General features: G+C 35.3%; 22 protein-coding genes. 8 read left to right on the top strand and 14 right to left on the bottom strand.

Features of this window, described 5'->3' with window-relative positions; translation table 11 throughout:
• Window positions 1-117: 117 nt before the first annotated feature.
• Complete coding sequence (locus ACTF48_RS03365; RefSeq protein WP_438961727.1) at window positions 118-288, top strand: hypothetical protein; 171 nt, start codon at window positions 118-120, stop codon at window positions 286-288.
• 252 nt (window positions 289-540) lie between these two features.
• Here the strand turns inward: ACTF48_RS03365 and ACTF48_RS03360 are convergent, their stop codons facing one another.
• From ACTF48_RS03360 to ACTF48_RS03330, 7 genes are read right to left on the bottom strand one after another with little or no spacing between them, the layout of a single operon-like run.
• Window positions 541-1,404, bottom strand: a complete 864-nt coding sequence (locus ACTF48_RS03360) for a DUF1853 family protein (protein ID WP_438961726.1) — start codon at window positions 1,402-1,404, stop codon at window positions 541-543.
• Window positions 1,405-1,408: 4 nt separating this feature from the next.
• Window positions 1,409-2,026: a WbqC family protein gene (locus ACTF48_RS03355; protein WP_438961725.1), complete on the bottom strand. Its 618-nt coding sequence runs from the start codon at window positions 2,024-2,026 to the stop codon at window positions 1,409-1,411.
• Between the two features lie 3 nt (window positions 2,027-2,029).
• Window positions 2,030-3,604 (bottom strand): signal peptidase I, encoded by a 1,575-nt coding sequence (lepB, locus tag ACTF48_RS03350; protein WP_438961724.1) that lies wholly within the window; start codon window positions 3,602-3,604, stop codon window positions 2,030-2,032.
• 30 nt (window positions 3,605-3,634) lie between these two features.
• Window positions 3,635-4,339: a 4-hydroxy-tetrahydrodipicolinate reductase gene (dapB, locus tag ACTF48_RS03345; RefSeq protein ID WP_438961723.1), complete on the bottom strand. Its 705-nt coding sequence runs from the start codon at window positions 4,337-4,339 to the stop codon at window positions 3,635-3,637.
• 1 nt (window position 4,340) lies between these two features.
• The gene (locus ACTF48_RS03340; RefSeq protein WP_438961722.1) at window positions 4,341-4,925 is read right to left on the bottom strand and encodes a DUF5683 domain-containing protein; all 585 of its coding nucleotides are present in this window, start codon (window positions 4,923-4,925) and stop codon (window positions 4,341-4,343) included.
• Entirely contained in the window at window positions 4,918-5,817 is a 900-nt protein-coding gene (locus tag ACTF48_RS03335) for a ParB/RepB/Spo0J family partition protein (protein WP_438961721.1), read from the bottom strand. The genes ACTF48_RS03340 and ACTF48_RS03335 overlap by 8 nt, the downstream gene beginning before the upstream one ends.
• 2 nt (window positions 5,818-5,819) lie before the next feature.
• Window positions 5,820-6,590 carry a ParA family protein gene (locus tag ACTF48_RS03330; RefSeq protein ID WP_438961720.1) on the bottom strand — a complete coding sequence of 257 codons (771 nt, stop codon included), beginning with the start codon at window positions 6,588-6,590 and terminating at the stop codon, window positions 5,820-5,822.
• 268 nt (window positions 6,591-6,858) lie between these two features.
• Here ACTF48_RS03330 and ACTF48_RS03325 point away from each other — a divergent pair, with 268 nt between their 5' ends.
• The gene (locus tag ACTF48_RS03325; RefSeq protein ID WP_438961719.1) at window positions 6,859-8,094 is read left to right on the top strand and encodes a glycosyltransferase; all 1,236 of its coding nucleotides are present in this window, start codon (window positions 6,859-6,861) and stop codon (window positions 8,092-8,094) included.
• A gap of 1 nt (window position 8,095) precedes the next feature.
• Here ACTF48_RS03325 and ACTF48_RS03320 read toward each other — a convergent pair whose 3' ends face one another.
• Window positions 8,096-8,404: a DUF6122 family protein gene (locus ACTF48_RS03320; protein ID WP_438961718.1), complete on the bottom strand. Its 309-nt coding sequence runs from the start codon at window positions 8,402-8,404 to the stop codon at window positions 8,096-8,098.
• 92 nt (window positions 8,405-8,496) lie between these two features.
• Window positions 8,497-9,891, bottom strand: coding sequence for a class II fumarate hydratase (fumC, locus tag ACTF48_RS03315; RefSeq protein ID WP_438961717.1), 1,395 nt, complete (start codon window positions 9,889-9,891; stop codon window positions 8,497-8,499).
• A gap of 199 nt (window positions 9,892-10,090) precedes the next feature.
• On the opposite strand from fumC, the gene ACTF48_RS03310 reads away from it, so the two are divergent.
• Window positions 10,091-10,270 (top strand): hypothetical protein, encoded by a 180-nt coding sequence (locus ACTF48_RS03310; protein WP_438961716.1) that lies wholly within the window; start codon window positions 10,091-10,093, stop codon window positions 10,268-10,270.
• Window positions 10,271-10,694: 424 nt separating this feature from the next.
• Here ACTF48_RS03310 and ACTF48_RS03305 read toward each other — a convergent pair whose 3' ends face one another.
• The 5 genes from ACTF48_RS03305 to ACTF48_RS03285 form a co-directional block, all read right to left on the bottom strand.
• A complete protein-coding gene (locus tag ACTF48_RS03305) occupies window positions 10,695-13,577 on the bottom strand; it encodes a M16 family metallopeptidase (RefSeq protein ID WP_438961715.1) in 2,883 nt (960 codons plus the stop codon).
• A gap of 230 nt (window positions 13,578-13,807) precedes the next feature.
• On the bottom strand, window positions 13,808-14,896 hold the full coding sequence (locus tag ACTF48_RS03300; protein ID WP_438961714.1) for a ParA family protein: 1,089 nt from the start codon (window positions 14,894-14,896) through the stop codon (window positions 13,808-13,810).
• A 316-nt stretch (window positions 14,897-15,212) separates the two neighbouring features.
• Window positions 15,213-15,536 (bottom strand): translation initiation factor, encoded by a 324-nt coding sequence (locus tag ACTF48_RS03295; protein WP_438961713.1) that lies wholly within the window; start codon window positions 15,534-15,536, stop codon window positions 15,213-15,215.
• Between the two features lie 2 nt (window positions 15,537-15,538).
• Window positions 15,539-15,760: a hypothetical protein gene (locus tag ACTF48_RS03290; RefSeq protein WP_438961712.1), complete on the bottom strand. Its 222-nt coding sequence runs from the start codon at window positions 15,758-15,760 to the stop codon at window positions 15,539-15,541.
• 63 nt (window positions 15,761-15,823) lie between these two features.
• Window positions 15,824-16,774: an isopenicillin N synthase family dioxygenase gene (locus ACTF48_RS03285; RefSeq protein WP_438961711.1), complete on the bottom strand. Its 951-nt coding sequence runs from the start codon at window positions 16,772-16,774 to the stop codon at window positions 15,824-15,826.
• 105 nt (window positions 16,775-16,879) lie between these two features.
• Between ACTF48_RS03285 and ACTF48_RS03280 the strand changes: the two genes are divergently transcribed.
• From ACTF48_RS03280 to ACTF48_RS03260, 5 genes are read left to right on the top strand one after another with little or no spacing between them, the layout of a single operon-like run.
• Window positions 16,880-18,880: an alpha-ketoacid dehydrogenase subunit alpha/beta gene (locus tag ACTF48_RS03280; RefSeq protein ID WP_438961710.1), complete on the top strand. Its 2,001-nt coding sequence runs from the start codon at window positions 16,880-16,882 to the stop codon at window positions 18,878-18,880.
• Window positions 18,881-18,919: 39 nt separating this feature from the next.
• Complete coding sequence (locus ACTF48_RS03275) at window positions 18,920-20,035, top strand: NAD(P)/FAD-dependent oxidoreductase (protein ID WP_438961709.1); 1,116 nt, start codon at window positions 18,920-18,922, stop codon at window positions 20,033-20,035.
• Window positions 20,032-20,748 carry a methyltransferase domain-containing protein gene (locus tag ACTF48_RS03270; RefSeq protein ID WP_438961708.1) on the top strand — a complete coding sequence of 239 codons (717 nt, stop codon included), beginning with the start codon at window positions 20,032-20,034 and terminating at the stop codon, window positions 20,746-20,748. The genes ACTF48_RS03275 and ACTF48_RS03270 overlap by 4 nt, the downstream gene beginning before the upstream one ends.
• Window positions 20,732-21,784 carry a type III polyketide synthase gene (locus ACTF48_RS03265; RefSeq protein WP_438961707.1) on the top strand — a complete coding sequence of 351 codons (1,053 nt, stop codon included), beginning with the start codon at window positions 20,732-20,734 and terminating at the stop codon, window positions 21,782-21,784. The genes ACTF48_RS03270 and ACTF48_RS03265 overlap by 17 nt, the downstream gene beginning before the upstream one ends.
• Window positions 21,778-22,560, top strand: coding sequence for an SDR family oxidoreductase (locus ACTF48_RS03260; RefSeq protein ID WP_438961706.1), 783 nt, complete (start codon window positions 21,778-21,780; stop codon window positions 22,558-22,560). The genes ACTF48_RS03265 and ACTF48_RS03260 overlap by 7 nt, the downstream gene beginning before the upstream one ends.
• Window positions 22,561-22,581: the final 21 nt, after the last annotated feature.

The raw sequence follows: 22,581 nt of genomic DNA, 5'->3' as shown, positions 1-22,581 counted from the left end.
AATTTAAAGAATGGTGAAGACGGAATGCGATTTAGTTTTAAATTAGGGCTTAGTTTTTAATCAATTCAAATTTATAGTAAGCCTCGTAGTTATTTTAAGCTTTTGTATTTTTGGCTCATGAATAATAAGAGAGGTGGAATCATATTTATAGCGCTAGGAAGTGCTATAGTCTTTATAGGAATCCTGATGTACTTGATAGAAATTTTTGGTGCTACTGGAATGATATTTTTAGGGATTATCGTGGAGCTAGCTGGAGCTTATATACTCTGGAAGCATAGAAAGTCTTAGTTCTTTATTTTAAATTCATATAGGTTACATTGTATAATGTAATCTAAATACTTAATCTTTTCCTTTAAGGTTTGCATTCTGTTTTTGTAGAACATCTCTAAATAAATATTCACACAACCTATTTTAATTTTATCTAAATTCAGGTAGTTCAATATCTTTTTTTTTAATTAGAATCTCTGCAAGTGTAAATTAAGAAAAGCTCTGCACTATTATTAAGAATTAAAGGTGAAAAGTGTTAATACTATTAACCACTTATGCGATGATAAAAAATCGCTCAAAATTTCCATCGGGAAGTTGCATCCATACTAGTGGTGCAAATCCTCGTTTTATACTAGCTTTGGCTATAAGTAGAGCATCTCCATGATTGTAACTCAGTTCTAGCTCATGAGCTTTCATTTTCCAGGCATATTTTTCTGGAAAGTAATATCGGTTTTGGGTACACGCTTTCGCGAAAGCGTATTCATTCAAATAATATCCAGAAATACATCTTTTATCTATGTATTTAAAATCATGCTGCCAAAGTTCTTGTGGAATAAATATATGTGCTAAAAAGCAAACACGCTGCTCTATAGCATCAATATCTAGTCGATAAGGTTCTAACATATCACGAGTTGCTGGATGGTAGAGTAGTGGTAACTGATGATTTACTAATCTATCAAATTTATAAACAAAATTATCACGTTTGTTAGGTCCTACATATTTAGAGAGTTCTTCATTTTGAGTAGATGTTAAATGAGCTGACTTTTCAGAGCTGTTAGGATCATAACAATAGAATTTATAAACAAGCTCAACATGATATATTTTACTTGTTTTAATGTCCTTAATTAAATAATCTAGCTCGCCTATAGTTCTATTAGGAACGTTAACCTGAATGTTTGCGGCTACAAGGTCATAGTTTAAACTTTGCTCAATACAGAACTGATAAAAGTGTTCAACACGTTTGCCTAAAACAGTATTTTCTGGAATATGAGGTAGTTGTAATGGTGGGCTTAATGGACTTATATGAGACAAGTCCAGTTCACTCAATGAGAACTGTCTTATACCAGCTAGTTCTCCATGCCAAAAGCTTGCGGTATTAGTAAAGGCTCTTAATCTATTGTAATTATCTTGAGCCATAAAATTAAGAAGTAAGTTTAGAGGCTTGTTCTTTTAAGTAAACGCCAGCGCTAGGGCCTAAATTAAATAACAAGTCAAGAGCGCTCAGTGCGTTTAGAAATCCATGTTTCTCTTGAAATACTTGAATATAAGAATCTAAAGTTAGAATAGGTGCTTGTTTTGCGGTGATGAGTTCTTTTGCTTTGTGGTTATCTAGGTATTCTTTAGAATCTAGAAACTCTTTTTTAACAGCGAGTAAATCGAGTAACCAGTGCATGGTTCTTATATTCCAATCCATTAAATAAGATGGGATTTCTTTAAAAAGCTGTAACAGGTCTGCTTCATAATATTCATAAAAAGGACTGCTGTTATAAGCGCTCTTAATACTTTTTAAATGCTGTGTAGACCAGTCTTGACTATGATCTATTTCTATGGAGCTGTAAGCTACAGATCCATTAGATTTTTGATGAATAATAGGAATATTAAGTGCTAGTTTGCCATTTGCAGCTGCTATATAACAACGATTGCGATAGGTTTGCTTTAAATAACTATCATGCTTTTCTAAAGTAACACTGTCAGCATGGTATAAATGCACCAGGCTCACTACATCTATAAAGTAACTAGGATGTAGTACAATATCCATGAGTTACTTGTTTTTCTTTTTACTAAATTTCTTGTAAGCTATATAGCCTATTATTCCTACTATAAGGATCCATAAATAAGAAGTAGGTTGTCCTGATCCATTAACTGTAGTAAACATGCGTTCTAATCTAAGACTAGGGAAACTACCACTCCAGTCCATACTCATCCACACAAAAACAGGTTTACCTACAACGTGATTTTCTGGCACAAATCCCCATGATCTACTGTCTGCACTATTATGACGATTGTCTCCCATGAGCCAGTAGTAGTTCTGTTTAAAAGTGTAAGAAGTTAATGGAGCTCCATTAAGTAAAACAGATTTACCATTAATGGAAATGGTATTTAATAAGTTCATCTCACTACCTTCATAGACTTCTATAATACGTTTAAAATAATCTATATTATCATAATGAATAGGTGTAGTCATTCCTTTTGCAGGAATGAGGAATGGTTTTACGTTATCATTATTATTTGCTATTTTAGAGTTGTATGGAAAGATATTAGTTCTCCATATACCGGCAGTATCGATCTGACGCTCCATTTTGAGAATGTTATCAGTATTTTCTAGTGCAGCGGCAGCAGCATCTGTAGCCGCAGAGAAGAAGGCAGCAGGCACATCGCTACCTTTTCTGTAGCCTTGTTGTACAGCATCGGTCACATCATAGTTCTCTTTTAAATCTTTAAGATCTATAGTGCGTCCCTTAGTTTGTGTTAAGTAACTGTATTGTAACTTAGCTCTTTCTGGTAGTTGTAATGGATCACCATTAATATGCACTTTACCATCCATAATAGATAGTGTATCACCGGCAACACCTACACATCTTTTTACATAGTTAGATTTCTTATCTATAGGTTTATAATGGTATAAACCATCTAGAGAAGGATAACCATAAATAGTATCTGCCGGCCAGTTAAAAACGACGATATCATTTCTCTTAACATCGGTAAAGCCAGGAAGTCTGGTATACGGTATTTGAGGTTGATCTAAATAACTTTTAACATGTACTACGGGAATAGTATCATGTACCATAGGTAAGGCAACAGGAGTCATAGGTATTCTTGCACCATAATGAAACTTACTTACAAATAAGAAATCACCCGTTAATAAGGTTTTTTCTAAGGATGGTGATGGAATGATGAAGGGTTGCATCACATAAGTATGTACAATAGTTGCAGCCACTATCGCAAATAAGATAGAACTGGTCCATTCTCCAGCGCTAGTTCGTGGTTTTAAACTGCGATCTTCTTTATAGTTTAAAGGTTGAGTGTAATTGATAAAATATAAATAGAGCCCTAATGTGAGTATCGCTAATACGGTATGCTTAGTTTGATTATAGCCAAATGATCGTAACCCTTCAACCCAAACTACCATAAACATAATTAAGTTCACCACAGGTAAAAAAAGTAATAGAACATACCACCATGGTCTGTTTAATATTTTCATAAATACCACAGCATTATATACTGGTATAAGGGCTTCCCAGGCTTTCTTGCCAGCTGCTACGTACATTTTCCAGGTACCAAAAGCGTGTATCACCTGCAGTACTAAGAAAAAAATCAACCATCCTGTCCAACTCATCTGTTTACTCTTTAATTATTTTATAATTACTTAAGAAAGACTCAATACGTCTTTCATGGTATAAATTCCTTTTTTATTAATAATCCACTCTGCAGCAATTACCGCTCCTATGGCAAATCCATCGCGGCTGTGAGCTGTGTGTTTTATTTCTATATCGTCTATGGCGCTTTTGTAATGTACACTATGTGTACCTTTTACATCGGGAATACGCTGTGCGTCTATAGGTAAACTGTTACTTTGGTTGCCAGTTCCTAAGTGCCATTCATTCAGGTTTGTATGGTTTATGATTCCTTGAGCAAGTGAGACTGCTGTGCCGCTAGGAGCATCTTTCTTTTCAGTATGATGAATCTCTTCCATACTTATATTGTACTCATTAAAAGGAGCCATCATAGCGGCCAGTTTACGATTGAGTTCAAAGAAAATATTCACACCTAAACTAAAATTAGAGGCATGTACTAAGCTACCTTTTTTAGAATGAACGTAATCTGTAATTTCTTGTAGCTGTGCGTTCCATCCAGTTGTTCCACAAACCAGAGGTACATGAGCGTCTATACAGTATTTTATGTTACTCACGGCACTATCTGGTGCTGTGAACTCAATAACCACATCTGCTTTTTGAATAGCCCCAATAGAGTCATTTCTACCTATACGGGCTACTACATCATGACCACGCATTTGCGCAAGTCGTTCAATAGTTTGCCCCATTTTACCATAACCTAGTAGTGCAATTTTCATATTAAAATCTATAGGTGAGTGATAGCCCTACATTAGTTCCAGAAGGTACGTGTTCTATATTTAAGATGGTAGGAGTAAGGCTTAAATTGCGATCCACATTAAAATCATCTAGATGTCCATCTACATTAGCCTCTATAATTTGCAAAATGTAAATTCCAGCAGTGACCAGCAAGGTCAGTTCTTTATTACGTTGCGCTCTGCGCTGGGCACGTTCTAGACCTAAATCTGATATGATAGGATTCCCATCAGCATCAGAGAATGAATCATTTGTTCCTCCGGCTAATCTTATTCTATAAGCATCCCTTAACTCATTATACTGGCTGTCATTCCATAAATAAACAGCAATTCCACCGCCTAGCGCGCCATAAACAATGGGTATTTTCCAGTAACTACGATTATATGCCTGACCTAATCCAGGTAATATAGCACTGTAAAAAGCTGCTCGTGCAGGTTTATTAGCATCTAGTTCTACCGTAACAGAGTCTACAGCTATAAAATTAATTTCTTTATTTGCTGCTGGTTCTGTTTGTGCCATAGTCATATAGCTACATACAAAAATGATTATGTAGAGTAGTGGACTACGCATTCAGCTGTTTAATGATTCGTTCTAGTTCTTTTTGCGATTTAAAGGCTATGGTTAGCTTTCCTTTACCCTTTTCATTCATACTAGCACTTACTTTAGTATCTAAAACATCAGACAGGTTTTTAGTAGCAGTAGATATTTCTGAAGGTAGTTTAGTGGGTTTTGTCTGCTTTCGCAAAAGCGTATTTCCACTTTTCTCTGCCTTAACTAAAGCCTCAGTATCACGCACAGATAACCCGTTAGAGAGTATTTGTTGATAAATGTTTAGTTGATGATCTAGGTTTTCTACAGAAATTAAAGCACGTCCATGCCCCATAGAGATAAATCCATCACGCATGCCTGTTTGAATAATAGGATCCAGTTTTAAGAGCCTTAAGTAGTTTGTAATAGCGCTACGACTCTTACCTACACGTTCACTCATTTGCTCCTGTGTAAGGTCTATTTCATCAATTAATCGCTGGTAGGAAAGAGCAATTTCTATAGGGTCTAAATCCTGACGTTGAATATTTTCTACCAGCGCCATTTCTAGTGATTCCTGATCATTTGCAATACGCACATAAGCAGGAATAGTTTTAATGCCTAGTAATTTAGAGGCTCTACAACGTCGCTCTCCACTTACTAACTCATACTTTCCAAAACCTTTTTTACGAACCGTAATGGGTTGTATAACGCCTAACTCTTTAATAGATGAAGCCAGCTCACGCAAGTTTTCTTCATTAAAACTAGTACGTGGTTGAAACGGATTCATCTCAATATCATCTAGACTTAAGTCTATGACGTTACCTACGATTTGATCTGCATTTTTATCGTTTGCACTATTGATGTCATTAGATGGATCTTTCAATAAGGCAGAAAGTCCACGTCCTAGTGCTTGTTTTTTAGTCGCTTTGGCCATAATTATTTAGAGGCATTTTTTTCAATGAGTTCATTTGCCAGACTCAAGTAATTTTCAGAACCTTTACTAGCCGCATCATAGTTAATAATACTTTCACCATAAGAAGGTGCTTCACTTAAACGCACATTGCGTTGTATAATTGTTTTAAAAGTAAGTGCTTTAAAGTGCTGGTTTACTTCTTCTACTACTTGATTAGACAATCTTAAACGGCTGTCATACATAGTTAAGAGTAAACCTTCTATGTCTAGATCTTGATTATGTATTTTCTGGACACTTTTAATGGTATTAAGGAGCTTGCCTAAACCTTCTAGAGCAAAATATTCACACTGTATAGGAATTAATACTGAATCACTAGCCGTTAAAGCGTTAAGAGTTAATAAACCTAATGATGGTGCACAATCTATGATGATGTAATCATAAATCTCTTTAAGAGCATCAATAGCCTTGCGCATCATGTACTCACGCTCATCCTTATCTACGAGCTCAATCTCTATGGCAACTAGGTCTATATGAGCTGGTATAAGATCTAAATTAGGAGATGATGTTTTTAAAACTAAATCTGTAGGCGCTACTGTATGTTCTAGTAGTTGATAAGTACCTTGTTCTATGGTCTCAACATCTATCCCTAAACCCGACGTAGCATTAGCCTGTGGATCAGCATCTATAAGAAGTACTTTTTTCTCTAGCACACCTAATGATGCAGCAAGATTAACGGCTGTAGTTGTTTTACCTACACCACCTTTTTGATTAGCGATTGCTATTATTTTACCCATTAAACTTCAATTCAATTTAAGCTGCTAAGGTAAAAATTTACCAGTTAATTTTGACGCTTTATAACATACTTTATGAACTATACTTACTTGTTACGTTTCATTAGATTGAAACCTAGGCGTTGAACTTTGGTTAATTCTTAAATTTTAGCCATAAATTCATTTATGAAAAGTTTTAATTCATTCCAGTAATACCACAAAAACAGTCTGGTCTAAGGCATTTTACACCATCATATGAAGTATTCTTAAATTATCAAATTACCTTTGAAAAGTGAAAAAGAAACTCCTCATTATAGGTCATACCTGGCCAGAACCTCAAAGCACAGCCGCAGGTACACGCATGATGCAATTGATTCAATTATTTCAAACCGCAGGATATGCTGTGAACTTTGCTAGTGCAGCATCTAGAAGTGATTACTGTGTAAGGTTATCTGAGCGTGGCGTCATGGAGCACTCTATTAATTTAAATGATAGCAGTTTTGATCATTGGGTAAAAGAAGAAAAGTTTGACGCGGTGATGTATGACCGTTTTATGATAGAAGAGCAGTTTGGATGGCGCTTTCGCGAAAGCTGCCCTAACAGCATTAACATACTCGATACGGAGGATTTACATTTTTTAAGAAACGCTAGGGAAGTGGCTTTTAAGAATAATGAGGATGTATCTGCGGTACATTTGAATAATTCCATAGCGATGCGTGAAATAGCAAGTATATATCGATGCGATCTGACTTTAATCATTTCAGAATACGAGATGGAGTTTCTTCAAAATCAGTTCCGTATACCTAAGGAGCTGTTATTTTATGTGCCGTTTCTTCTGGAACCCGAGATGCTACAAAAATTAAAGGCTACCAACTTTAAAAACTTTAAAGAACGTACACATTTTTCAACGATTGGTAATTTTATTCATAAACCTAATTATGACGCTATTTCACACCTTAAAACCGATATTTGGCCACTGATTAGAAAAAAAGCACCTAAGGCACAACTCCACATTTATGGATCTTATGAAAGTCCTAAGATTTCACAATTTCATAATGAAAAACAAGGTTTTTACATTAAGGGTAGAGTGCCAGATGCAAATCGAGTGATTCAAAATAGCCGTGTATTATTAGCACCGTTGCGTTTTGGCGCTGGTTTAAAAGGTAAGCTTTTTACGGCTATGGAAACTGGAACTCCTTATGTGGGAACATCCATAGCAAATGAAGGAATATTTACAAAAGTAAAATCAAATTCTTATAACACATCAGCACTCTTTGCACAGCAAGCTGTAAAATTATATACGGATCAATTACAATGGGTGCAGCAGCAGGAACAAGGTTTTAAAACACTAAAGAGCCGATTTAATATTCATCTTTTTCAAGATTCATTGATCTCCAGAATTCTAGAAATAAGCACTCATATTGAAAAGCATCGCTTGAATAATTTTATGGGTAAACTGCTACAGCAACAAGCTTTTAATAGTACCAAGTATTTCAGTCAGTGGATAGAGGAGAAGAATAAAGAGTAATTTACATTATCAAACAATCTATGTAGTCTGTTACCATGTGAAATAGCAACCCTATTCCTAAAATTTGAATGGGTTTTCTAAAAAACAAAAACACTACATAGAAAATCATAGCATAATAAGTATGCAAAGGATGAAAATTAATACTACAGCGATGAGCTTGAAAAACAGGTGTAGCAAATAAGTGATCTAAATCCACTAACATAGTTAGTAAAAATAGAATATAAGTCATTTTCCATTCTTTTCTAAAAAAGACAAACGCGATGACCCATGGTGCTCCTAAATGTAGAAAGTAGTGAAGTAAGGTTTGCATCTCGCTGTAAATTTATAGAAAATCTAGCTTATAATTTAAATGAAAAAAGCCGCTCTAGGAGCAGCTTTTTAGAATTAGATACTTAAAATGGGCTATCTATGACCTACCATATCCTCAGGTTTTACCCAAGCGTCAAATTCTTCAGAAGTAACGTGGCCTAGGGCAAGAGCCGCTTCTTTTAAAGTAGAACCTTCTTCATGGGCTTTATTAGCAATTTCGGCAGCTTTATAGTAACCTATTTTAGTGTTTAAAGCAGTTACTAGCATTAATGAATTATCTAATAATGACTTGATTTTTTCATAATTAGGTTCTATTCCTTGAGCACAATTCTCATCAAAACTTCTACAAGAATCTCCTATTAATTGTGCGCTTTCTAGAACAGCCGCAGCCATTACTGGTTTGAATACATTAAGTTCAAAATGTCCTTGCATGCCGCCTACTGTAACTGTTGTGTCATTACCCATCACTCGAGCACAAACCATGGTGATCGCTTCTGCCTGTGTAGGGTTTACTTTTCCTGGCATAATAGAACTTCCTGGCTCGTTTGCAGGAATGATTAATTCTCCTATTCCTGATCGTGGACCACTAGCCAGCATTCTTATATCATGGGCTATTTTATTAAGCGATACCGCAATTTGTTTTAAGGCTCCGTGAGTCTCTACGAGTGCATCGTGCGCAGCAAGCGCTTCAAATTTATTTCCTGCAGTTATAAATGGTAAGCCTGTGAACTGAGCGATGTAACCTGCTACTTTTACATCATAACCAGCTGGAGTATTCAATCCAGTTCCTACAGCAGTTCCTCCTAGGGCAAGTTCACTTAAATGAGCAAGTGTGTTCTTTAATGCTGCTATACCATGATCCAGTTGTGAAACATATCCTGAAAACTCCTGACCTATAGTAAGTGGAGTAGCGTCCATTAAATGGGTGCGACCTATTTTTACCACATCTTTAAATGCCTCAGCTTTTGCATTTAAAGTGTTCTTTAGTTGTTCTACACCAGGAATAGTGTTTTCCACGATCTTTGTGTAACAAGCGATATGCATTCCCGTAGGGAACGTATCATTAGATGATTGTGATTTATTCACATCATCATTAGGTTGTATGGTTTTCTCGCCTTCACCTATGGTTTTTCCAGCTAGCTGGTGTGCACGGTTTGCTATTACTTCATTTACATTCATATTAGATTGAGTACCAGAACCCGTTTGCCAGATTACTAGCGGAAACTGATCATCGTGTTTACCAGCAAGAATTTCATCACAAACTTGTGCAATTAAATCTCGTTTTTCTTGGGTTAGAACGCCTAAATCACAATTAGTATATGCTGCTGCCTTTTTCAAATAAGCAAAACCATAAACGATTTCTAGAGGCATACTCGCCGCAGCTCCTATTTTAAAATTGTCTCTAGAACGCTGTGTTTGCGCGCCCCATAATTTATCTGCAGGAACTTCTACAGGTCCCATTGTATCTTTTTCTATACGATATGCCATGATTTCATATTTTGTGCAAATATAATGGGAATACTCGTTTTTACCAGTCAGTTTTAGAAGGCTTTAGGTTGCTTTTTTTAACGCTTTCGCGAAAGCATAATACCATCAACACATTACTAACAAGAACCTGTTAATAAAAGTTAGATATCGTTTCTTTTTTTTAAGGAAAGAATATATCTTTGCAGTAAATACAATAATAATGTTTGAATTTGATCAATACTTAGGGTTTTTAGCATTTTTAGCCATTTTAACTATCGGTTTCTGGTTAATGATTTTCTTAACAGCCTTTGTAATTCCTTACTGGATTACAGGTTCCTTAATGGAAAAAATGAAAATGAAAAAGGAAGCTAAGAAAAAAGCACAAGAAGCAGGCGAGTAATAACGCTCTGATTATCATATACAATTGCCGTTTAGATTTATTCTAGACGGCATTTTTTGTTGCTTATTTTTTAAGTAACCGCTTAGTCGCGTTGAAGTTTGCGACTTTCAAACTGCTCTCGATTGCACTCAAGCTGACATTTATTAATAAACGCTTCTTTACAGATTCCTGATAATTTATTCTCTCATATTTTTATTAAGAAAAGCTGGATTCTAACAAGTTCGTATGCTGGAATATTGGAATTACTAATGTTTTGAATAAATAAATAAGTCTAAACTATCTAAACAGCTCTGTGAACTGTAAAAGAAACTATTTATTAAGACCTTATAAATTTAATTTAGTATAAGGTTTGACCATAATTATTTCATAAAAAAAAGTGCCATCACATCGATGGCACTTTTGCTACATTTTAAAATTAAGTTTCTTAATTAACTTCTGGAAGAAGTACAGCGAGTAAGTAATTCTCGTTTATGTATTTCTTTGCAGCAGCTTGAACATCGGCTTTGGATAGCTTTGCTACAGCAGCTTCAAATTCTAACATTTTGTTAGGGTCTTTTTGCTCATAGTCTGCATTATACAAAGTATTAAGCCAGTATCTATTGTTTTCTAGATCTTCTTTGTGTTCTAGCAGATAAGCTTCTTTTACTTTATTCATATCCTTATCTGTAGGACCATCCTTCTTGATTTTTTCTAACTCGTTTAAGGCAGCAGCCACAAGTTTATCTACATTATCTGGTCCGCAAGGGAACGAGATACTGAAGTTGTAACGTGGATAAGTGATCTTACTAAGTGATCCTCTAGCACCACCACCATAAATACCACCTTCTTGCTCACGTAGTGTCTCTATAATTTTTATAGTTGCTATCTCTCCGAGTGCATCTAGCGCCATATCTTCTTTAGAGCTATAGGCAGCGGTCTCACCCGTCCATACGATTTGAACTGTACTTTTCTCTTCAAGTCCTTTTTTAACAACTTTTTTACGAGGTTTCTTAGAGTCTTCTCTCCAGTCATTTGTCTTATACATTTCTTTTTTACCAGTACTCGGTAAACTAGCGATATATTTTTTTGCAAATTCCTGTACTTGTGCATCATCTATGTTTCCTACGAGGTAGAAATTAAAATCTCCTGCATCTGAGAAACGCTCTTTAAATAACTCATAAGCTTTATCATAGTCTGCCGCATCCATCATCTCTGCAGTAGGGAATCCTGTGTAACGAGGACTTGTTCCATATCTAAATTTACTAACTTCATTTCTGAAATAACTTTCAGGTCTATCTAAATAATTAGATAAGAATGATTTTTGCTTATCTATAAATGACTGGTAGGCCTCTTTATCCTTATTAATGTCTGTAAAGTACAGGTGAATTAACTGGAACATGGTTTCTAGATCATCTGGTGTAGCACTTCCATTAAAGTTTTCAGTAAAACTGCTTACTCTAGGGCTTACACGTACTAATTTACCCGACATGAATTTACTCATATCAGTCTGGTTTAATCCAGCAACTCCACCTTCTGTAACACCACCCATAGCCTGGTTTACAGCCTTGTAATCTTCATCAGAGAATAAGCTGGTTCCTCCATAAGAAAAAGCACTCATTAAAACCTCGTCGTTTTTAAAGTCTGTTTTCTTTGTAGTGATTTTTGCACCGTTGCTAAGTGTGTAAGTAATTGTTCCTAGCTTATCGTTCTTTTCTGTTTTAGCTATTGCTCCTGCGGTAGGTAATTTTTCGATAAGGTTTTTACGTACTTCAGTATCTTCATAATCTGCTACTGTACTTTTTGATACTTCATCTAGAACTTTTAAAATATCAGCTTTTGTAGGCTTGTTTTCAGTTTCTGGACCAGTAAAAACGATAGTGCGGTTATCATCATGGATGTAATCGTTCATTTTTGCATTAATCTCAGCAAGAGTGATCGTAGGCATTAATTTCATAGCCATTTCATAACTATATTCTACACTAGGAACCATATCACCTTCCAGGAAGTGATTCACAAAAGAACCCACGATACGATTACTTTCTCTTTTATCACGATCTTTATAATAGGTTTCATAGTAAGAAGCATAACTTGTTTTTGCTCTTTCAAATTCGCCATCTTTAAAACCATAAAGTTTTACGCGTTGGTTTTCTTCAAGAAGTGTTTTAAGTGCTTTCATTTGCCCATCTGGTGCAGTACCCGCAAAAGATGAATAAGCATTTTTACCTCTTATTCCCGTACCACCATAACTGGAGGATCCAAAAATAAATGGCGGATTAGGTTTAGTAGTTAATTCTCTTAAACGATTGTTCATCATTTGAGAAAATAATCCATTAACAAGACCTTCTCTTAAATCGCTAACCGTTGTTGTAGGTGTAGCTTTTTTAGCATCTTTATATTGAATTCTAACTTGTGCAAAGCTTGCCTCTGGATCTTGAGCAACAGCAATAAGTGTTTCTTCATGGTTAGGAATCGAGTACTCTTCTCTTTTTCTAGGGTTTACAGCGGCAGGAATAGCACCAAAGTGTTTTTTAATTTTAGCTTCAAGTGTTGCAACATCAAGATCACCTACTGCTACAACCGCCATAAGGTCAGGTCTATACCAGTCTTTCTGATAACGACGTATCGCCTCTGGATCAAAATTTGCAATAATATCATCTTTACCTATAGGTAATCGTTCTGCATATTTAGAATTTGCAAAAATGACAGGAAACGTTACTTTATTCATTCTGTCATTTGCTCCTTTACCTGTACGGGACTCTTCTAGAATAACGCCTCGCTCATCATTAATTGCGTCTGTTTCTAGTAAAGCACCACCAGCCCAATCAGATAAAATGGTAAAACCTTTATCTAATTTTTCTGGATCATCACTAGGGATCGGTAAAATGTAAACCGTTTCATCAAAACTTGTATAAGCATTTAAGTCAGCACCAAATTTTACACCTATTCCTTGTAGATAATCTACTAGTTCATTTTTCTGGAAATTAGTGGTCCCATTAAAGTTCATGTGCTCCATCATGTGAGCAAGTCCTTGCTGGTCATCATCCTCAAGAATAGAACCTGCGTTAATGGCAAGTCTAAGTTCTACCTTATCTTCAGGTTTTCCATTATTCTGAATGTAATAGGTAAGGCCATTAGATAATTTTCCTGTTTTAACCGCAGGGTCTAATGGAATTTTTGCGCTTAAGTCGATGGCATTATCTTTCGTTGCTGCTGCGGTAGCGACAGGCTGAGTTTCGGTTGTAGTTGTTTGGCTAGTGGTGGCTTTTGGAGCACAAGAAACAACTAGTAGTGCGGTTATGGCTAGCGCACTTAAATAGTTCTTTTTCATTAGATTAGTTTTAGTTAGTAAAAGTACTTTCCTACTTAAAGGATCATTTCTTAATTTTTAAAAATAAGAACAATATTATTAACTAACGATAAATTTGTAGGAATATTATTTTAGAATCAATTTTTTTGCAAAAAAATAGTTACAATAAATAAAAATACTTGATGCTCATTATTCGTCATCTAAATATTCTTCTTCATAGATGAGGAATTCCATATAGATTCACTAGCGAATTATAAATAAAACCTTTTCCTCTTCGTACTATTTACATGGCCTTCATGAAAATACAAGTAAAGATATTTTTTCTTAAACCAGCCTCTCACATTAGTTAATTTGTATATCCAAACACTTGATGTGTAATCACCTTCATAGGTCCCCATAATTTGTTCTATTTCGTTTTTATTCAAAGAGACTAGTTTTGAAAAATCATTTAGGGCTATTCGGTGTTTTTTAGAAGTATTATCTAGCGATACAGAATTAATAATTTTATCATAAAGCTCATTATGCTTTTCTGTATCCTGCTTTGGTTGCTTTTGCTCCTTTTCAACTATAGCAGATTCTTTGATTTTTATATCCTTATTTTTAGAAATAATTTCTTTTGCTAATTTTAGATAATCCTTTGCACCAGTAGATTGAGGCGCATGGTCTAAAATACTTTTCCCTATACTTTGAGCATGAACAATAGAGGCGCTTCTACGTATTTCTGTTTTAAAAACTAAATTTTCAAAGTGTTCTTCCATGCATTTTTTTATCTTTTTGGAAAGATTAGTACTGTTAAGATACATGGTAATTAAAAAACCCTCTACTTTTAAATCTTTATTAAAATTCTTACTAGAATAACTAACAGCTTCTAACGTTTTATAAAGAGCGTTTACTGCATAGTAATCACATTGTACAGGTACAATAACTGAATTAGATATAGCAAGTATTTCAAAATTTTCTGTCTGTAAGCTAGGTATACAATCTATAATTATATAGTCATAAATAACCTTTAATTGTTCTATTAATTTTTTGAACTTACCCTTGTTTGTAGGTTGATTAAAAAATTGAAAATCTTCAAAATATGGTACTAAGTCTACGTTATGAGCACTTGTTTTAAGAATTTGATAGCGCAACACAGAATAGAAGTCCATATTTTGTAAATTAGGATTATGAAGCTGTACCGCATCATGACCTAATGCCATCGATGCATTTGCTTGTGGATCTGTATCAATAATTAGAGTTTTGAACTTCAATTGGCCTAAAGCAGCAGACAAGTTAACCGCAGTTGTTGTTTTGCCAACGCCACCTTTAAGATTACAAACTGAAATTACTTTACTCATTAATTAAGTTCTTTACCAAATGTTCTCCTTTGCAGCTTTTAAAAAAATATATTGGTATTCTTTTACTTATTAAAAGTAAATGATTAATGAGGAGATTAATCTATAAAATACTTTTAACGAAACAACAAATGTAACAAATGATAAAGTTAAATACGTAAGAGTAAACCTCTAACTTTTTATAACATGCATAGAAATCTGAATATCACTAAAAACGCAATTAATTAAACACAACAGATTATCTGATCTTCTGAAAAAAGAGCTTGTTTCTAACTTAAATTAATTAGAATGATTATATTTCTATGAGAGGATGTCTTATTTATCCGCCTACACGTTTTACTTTGAACCCTTTTTCTTTCAAAAAGTCCATAATGCGATCACGATAATCTCCTTGAATGATGATTTCATCATTTTTAAAACTGCCGCCTACACCTAACATGGTCTTGATTTCTTTAGCAAGAATCTTAAAATCTGCTGTTGCTCCTGTATAACCAGCAATAACGGTGTTTACTTTTCCTTTGCGTTTTTCAAATTTGCATTGTAAAGGATCATCTTGCAGCCAGACATTACTTTTCTCTGGTGCTTCTTCTTCCTTAAAATCGTGCTCTGGGAATAGGTTTTTTAATTGATCGCTTAAGTCCACGTTTACTTATTTTTATCTATTGACTTTATAAATTTACTTTTCTTAAAAAAATACATGGCGATAGTTCCCGCAATTGTTCCCACTAAAAGGCTCAATATTTTCTTAAATGTAAACAATTCTGCCAGCGGTAATGTTTCTTCTTCTATAGTATAATTAGAAACCACATGGGTTAATACTAGTATAAAAGCTATGAATATGAAGTCGCCTGATAATGATTTAGTCATTTAGATATGTTTTAATTTAATACAACAGATAACAGTTATTCCATGTTGACTTTTAACTGAGATTTACTTCTTAATCAACCCGATTTCCACTAATCGTTGATGCAAGAAATCTCCAGCGGTAATATCATCATATTGCTTAGGATTCTCATCATCTACACATTCTTCCAGACAATCCAGTTTCATATCACTACGAGGATGCAAAAAGAATGGAATAGAGTAGCGGCTGGTATGCCATAACTCACGTGGCGGATTCACCACTCTGTGAATGGTAGATTTTAATTTATTGTTAGTGTGACGTTGTAACATATCGCCCACGTTAATAACCAGTTCATCTTCCTTAGCAATTGCATCCAGCCACTCACCATCGCGACGTTGCACTTGTAAACCAGGAGCACTTGCACCCATTAATAAGGTGATTAGGTTGATATCTCCATGAGCACCAGCACGCACCGCATTATCTGGCTCGCTAGTAATAGGTGGATAATGAATAGGTCTCAAAATAGAATTTCCGTTACTTGCCCAGTGGTCAAAGTAATGTTCATCTATTCCTATATGTAAAGCAAGAGCTCGCAACACATAAATACCTGTTTTTTCCAGCATGCGATAAGCCTCCATACCTGTATTATTAAAATCAGGTAACTCTTCTACGATAACATTATCTGGATAATCTTCTTCAATATTAGCATCTGGAGCTACTTCCTGACCGAAGTGCCAAAACTCTTTTAAATCGCCTTCTTTCTTACCCTTAGCATGTTCCTTACCGAAGGATACATAACCACGTTGCCCACCTATTTCCTCACGTTCATAGCCTTTCTTTACCTGTACAGGTAGTTTAAAGAACTTTTCCACTTCGCTATACAGTTCTTCTACAAGTTGGTCAGATAGAAAGTGGTTTTTTAATGCTACAAAGCCTATCTCTTCATAAGCTTTACCGATCTCGTTTATAAATTTTTGTTTTCTACTAGCATCATCACTTAAGAAATCTGCTAGATCTACACTTGGAATATTAGTCATGATAAAAATATGTTGATAACAAAGTTAGTAAATGCCTCACACATTCTTGAGTCTTTTACAGCTATAATCTATGATTATGCTACATTTGAGTATCATTAATTAATTATGACAGAAACAAACCCTCAAAATCTCACTGATTTATATAACAGCAACTTAGATTCTGAAACCTTACTACATCTTTACAAGAGAATGTTATTACCGCGTTTAATAGAAGAGAAAATGCTCATTCTATTACGTCAGGGACGTATTTCTAAATGGTTCTCTGGAATAGGTCAGGAAGCTATTGCTATAGGAGTTACCGCCGCAATGAATAAAGAGGAATACATACTTCCTATGCATCGCAACTTAGGTGTTTTTACTACGCGCGATATTCCATTATGGAAGTTATTTGCTCAGTGGCAAGGAAAAGAAGAAGGTTTCACTAAAGGTCGTGATCGTAGTTTTCATTTTGGTACACAAGATTACAATATTGTAGGGATGATATCCCATTTAGGACCACAATTAGGTGTTGCAGATGGGATTGCACTTGCCCAAAAATTAAAGAAAACAGGTCTTGCCACCGCTGTTTTTACAGGTGAAGGAGGAACTAGTGAAGGTGACTTTCATGAAGCGCTTAATGTAGCCAGCGTTTGGAATTTACCCGTTTTATTCTGTATAGAGAATAATGGATATGGACTGAGTACGCCTACTAGTGAACAGTACAACTGTAAAAATCTTGCTGATCGTGCGGTAGGCTATGGTATGGAATCTCATATTATAGATGGTAATAACATTGTAGAAGTTTACACTAAGATTTCAGCCATACTTAATGATATCCGTGAGAACCCTAAACCTGTTTTAATCGAGTTTAAAACCTTTAGACGTCGTGGTCATGAAGAGGCGAGCGGTACTAAATATGTACCAGATGAGCTAATGGAATTCTGGGAAGAAAGAGATCCTTTAACCCGTTTTGAGCAATATCTTTTGGATGAGAAACACATCAGCAAAGAACAGATTGAGGAATGGAATAATGAGTATAAAGATGCTATAAATGATGGTTTAGAAACCGCTTTCGCGAAAGCGTTACCACAATCCACACCAGAACAAGAACTAGCAGACGTATTTGCACCACATGAGTTTATTCCAGTGGCCGCAAGTAACGAAACCACAAACATCAGGTTAGTAGATGCTATCAAAGATGGACTGGATGAGGCGATGGATCGCTATGATGATTTAGTGATTATGGGACAAGATGTTGCTGAATATGGTGGCGTTTTTAAAATTACTGATGGCTTTGTAGAAAAATATGGCAATCACCGTGTCAGAAACACACCTATTTGTGAAAGCGCCATCGTAGAAACAGCAATGGGCTTGAGTATCGCTGGAATGAAAGCCGTAGTAGAAATGCAGTTTGCAGATTTTGTGAGCAGTGGTTTTAATCCTATCGTTAATTACCTGGCAAAATCTTACTACCGCTGGAATCAACAAGCAGATGTAGTGGTAAGAATGCCATGTGGTGCTGGAGTAGGAGCAGGACCATTTCATTCACAGACTAATGAATCATGGTTCTACACCACACCAGGACTTAAAATAGTATCTCCAGCTTTTCCAGCAGATGCTAAAGGGTTGCTTACTGCAGCTATAGAAGACCCTAATCCTGTTTTATTTTTTGAACATAAGGCTCTTTACCGTAGTGTTTATGGAGATGTTCCTGTAGGTTATTACAATTTACCTTTAGGAAAAGCCGCTACCTTAAGAACAGGAGAAGATCTTACCATTATCACTTATGGAGCTGGTGTTCACTGGAGCATAGCTCTAATGGAAGAAATGAATTATAATATAGAACTTATAGACTTAAGATCTTTAGTGCCGCTTGATAAAGAAGCTATTATAGGAGCTGTGCGTAAAACTGGTAAAGTTATAGTTCTTACTGAAGATAACTTAACAGGTAGTGTTGCAGCTGATATTGCTGGTTTTATAGGGGAAACATGTTTTGAATACCTCGATGCTCCTGTAAGAAGAGTAGGTAGTTTAGACACGCCTATTCCTTTTGAAAAAGGACTAGAAAATAACTATCTACCTATTGAAAAACTTAAAATTTGTGTAGAAGAATTAATATCCTATTAATCGTTTATGTGAATAGAAACCTTTATCTACCTTTAACAAGTGGAAAAAAACTATGATATTATAATTGCTGGTGGTGGTCTTTCAGGATTATATGCTGCGGTTATGTTATCTCAACATTTTAAGGTTCTTATCATAGATCCAGACACCTATCCACGCCATAAGATGTGTGGTGAGTACTTGAGCCTGGAAATAGAAACGCTTTTAAAGAATATAGGGATCGATCTCGAGTCATTATCCTCAAAAAAAATTAACAACTTTCAATTTACCAGAAATGGTGATCATACGGCGTCCACTAAACTTCCTTTGGGTGGCATGGGTATTTCTCGCTATACGTTAGATTTTGAACTTTACAAGAAAGTGATTAAAAAAGCTACTTTCCTTAAAGAGCGCGTCACTGATGTAAAATACATAAAAGACACGTTTCAAGTAGCTGTAGGTCATTCTATTTATAAGGCAAAACAAGTTATGCTAGCTACTGGAAAACGATCTAATTTAGATAAGAAACTCAACAGAGACTTTATCAAAAAGAAATCACCTTGGCTAGCGGTTAAAATGCACTACAAATATGACATGCCAAATAATAAAGTAGAATTACATGCTTTTAAAGGTGGTTATGCTGGATTATCACAAGTAGAAAATGGAATTGTAAATCTTTGTTACTTAGCGCATTATGAGTCTTTTAAAAATTATAAAGAAATAGACCTATTTAATAAAAAGGTACTTTCACAGAATAAAGCACTTCAAGAATTCTTTACAACGGCAATACCTCAATGGGAAAAACCCATTGCTATTTCCCAGATTTCTTTTGAACAAAAAGACCCTGTAGAAGGTAAGTTAATCATGATAGGAGATACAGCAGGACTCATTCATCCTTTATGTGGTAATGGAATGGCAATGGCGATCCATAGCGCACATATTGCGTGTAAACATGTGAATCGTTTTATAAATCAAGAGGTAACTAGAGATCAAATGCTTATGAATTATGCTATGGAATGGAAACGAACCTTTTCTTCAAGGTTACGTTATGGAAGATGGCTGCAAGAAATATTGCTAAGGGAGAAATATTCAAATATAGCTTACTGGATGATTGAAAAACTACCATTTTTATTACCGCTTATTATTAAAAAAACACATGGTAAAATTATTCTACCATGATTTATCAGGATCATTTAAGAAATACTGAACCTGAGTGGATGGATGATCCATCCATTGATAAGGCACAATTGCAGGCTGCTGTACACGATATTAATAAGGTGAATAGATGGTTAGGTGGCTTTAAATTTACCTTAAATGCGATTCTTAAACAACTGCAACACATTGATAAAAAACAAATTACTATCATAGATGCAGGTTGCGGTGATGGTGAGATGTTGCGATATTTAGCAAAACATATTAAAGATCCTAGAGTTCATTTTTTAGGCCTTGATTTTAGTGCTCATTCTATAGAAGTCGCTCGTGTAAAAAGTAAGGAATTTGAACAAATACGCTTTCGCGAAAGCGATATTTTAAAAATCAGTCCGCATGAAATAGATTGTGATATTCTTACAAGTACACTTACTATGCATCATTTTAATGATGAAGAAATTTTAAATTTTCTAAAGAAGTTTAAGGAAATAACGACTCATTCCATAATTATCAACGATTTACATAGAAGTATAATAGCTTTTAGACTTTTTCAGTTGTTATGCCTTACTTTTATAAGAAATGAAATTTCTAAACATGATGGATTAATCTCTATCGCTAGTGGTTTTAAACGTGCCGATTTTATGCGATATGCAGGTTTAGTTCCTTTTAAAAATGACTTGATTCAGTGGAAGTGGTCGTTCCGTTATATATGGATAATTCCCGTTTATGAGTGTAAAAATTAAAGCAGTTGCCACGCAATTACCTAAGTATTATAAAGAGACTAAAGAAATCTTGCCCTTTGTAGAAACGTGGCTTGCAGATCAAGACGAGCGATTGCGACGCAAAACGATCAAGATTTTTGAAAGTGCCGCGGTAGATAAACGGTATTCCATTATGGACCCTATAGAAGTATTTACTAAAACATCTTTTCAAGAACGCAATACTATTTATAAGCGAGAAGTAGTACCGCTAGCAGAACAAGCGGTAAAAAAAGCTCTTAAAAAAGCGCAATGGAATGCTACAGATCTGGACTACATCATCACGGTAAGTTGCACGGGTATCATGATTCCATCAATAGATGCTTATTTAATCAATAGTCTGGGAATGCGTCAAGACATTTACAGATTACCAGTTACAGAAATGGGTTGCGTGGCAGGAGTATCTGGATTGATATATGCACAACAGTTTTTAACTGCAAACCCTAATAAACGAGCGGCAGTAGTAGCAATAGAAGCACCTACGGCAACTTTTCAGCTTGAGGATTACTCCATGGCAAATATGGTGAGTGCAGCAATTTTTGGTGATGGATGTGCTTGTGTATTACTGTCGTCACACCAGGACGACCATGGACCAAATCTCAATGCTCATGAAATGTATCATTTTCCAGATGCAACACACATGATGGGTTTTGACCTGGTAAATAGCGGCTTGCAAATGGTTTTGGATAAAGCAGTTCCAGAAACTATTGCAAATCATTTTCCAGCAATTATCCATCCGTTTTTAGAGAAACAAGGATTAACAATTGAAGATATAGATCATTTAATATTCCATCCAGGTGGTAAGAAAATAGTTCAAACCGTAGAAGAACTTTTTGCTGGACTAGGTAAGAACATTAACGATACTAAAGAAGTTCTTAGACTTTACGGAAACATGAGTAGCGCTACGGTGTTATTTGTACTAGAACGTTTTATGAATCAAGAAATTGCAACAGGAGAACGAGGCTTGATGTTAAGTTTCGGGCCTGGTTTTACGGCACAACGGGTATTATTAGAATGGTAAAAGACTTAAAAGATCAATATGGAATTATCCTAGGCGGCAGCAGCGGTCTAGGCTATGCAAGTGCCTTAAAACTGGCAGCGCACGGAATGAATTTAATAATTTTATATCGTGCTTCCCGACTGCAACAACCATACATAGAAGATAAATTTCAATCGTTACGTAATCATGGAATAGACTTGCTGGTTTTAAATATAGATGCAGCTCGAGAAGAAAATATCACTAAAGCCATTACTGATATCAAGAGTTTTATAAACACCCATAAAGTTAATTTGTTATTACATAGTATTTCAAAAGGAAATTTAAAACCCATGACCGGTAATCAAGTATTAAATACTGGAGATTTTCAGCAAACGGTTCATTCTATGGGAATTAGTCTTTACAGTTGGGTTGCACAATTATATGATACTAAATTATTTGCAAAACCAGCAAGAGTTATCAGTTTTACCAGTGAAGGAAGTAGAAAACCCATGATAGGTTATGCAGCTGTAAGTGCGGCAAAATCAGTGCTGGAGTCTATTACTAGAAGTATTGCGTTAGAATTTGCAAGAGAGCAAATAACAGCAAACTGCATTCAGGCTGGTGTGACAGATACAGAAAGTTTAAAACGCATTCCAGGTTATGAAGAACTGAAGGGAGCAAGCTTGAAACGTAATCCGTACAGCAGGCTTACTGATCCTAAAGATGTGGCAGATGCGGTTTATCTTTTAGCTCGCTCAGAATCTCAATGGATAACGGGAAATGTGATAAAAGTAGATGGTGGTGAGTCATTACAATAAATTGATTTACAATTACATTAA

This window comes from Nonlabens sp. (genome assembly GCF_965660805.1).
Classification (GTDB): Bacteria; Bacteroidota; Bacteroidia; order Flavobacteriales; family Flavobacteriaceae; genus Nonlabens.
Note: the sequence above shows the minus strand (reverse complement) of the source record. Positions and strands in the feature narration are given on the sequence as shown.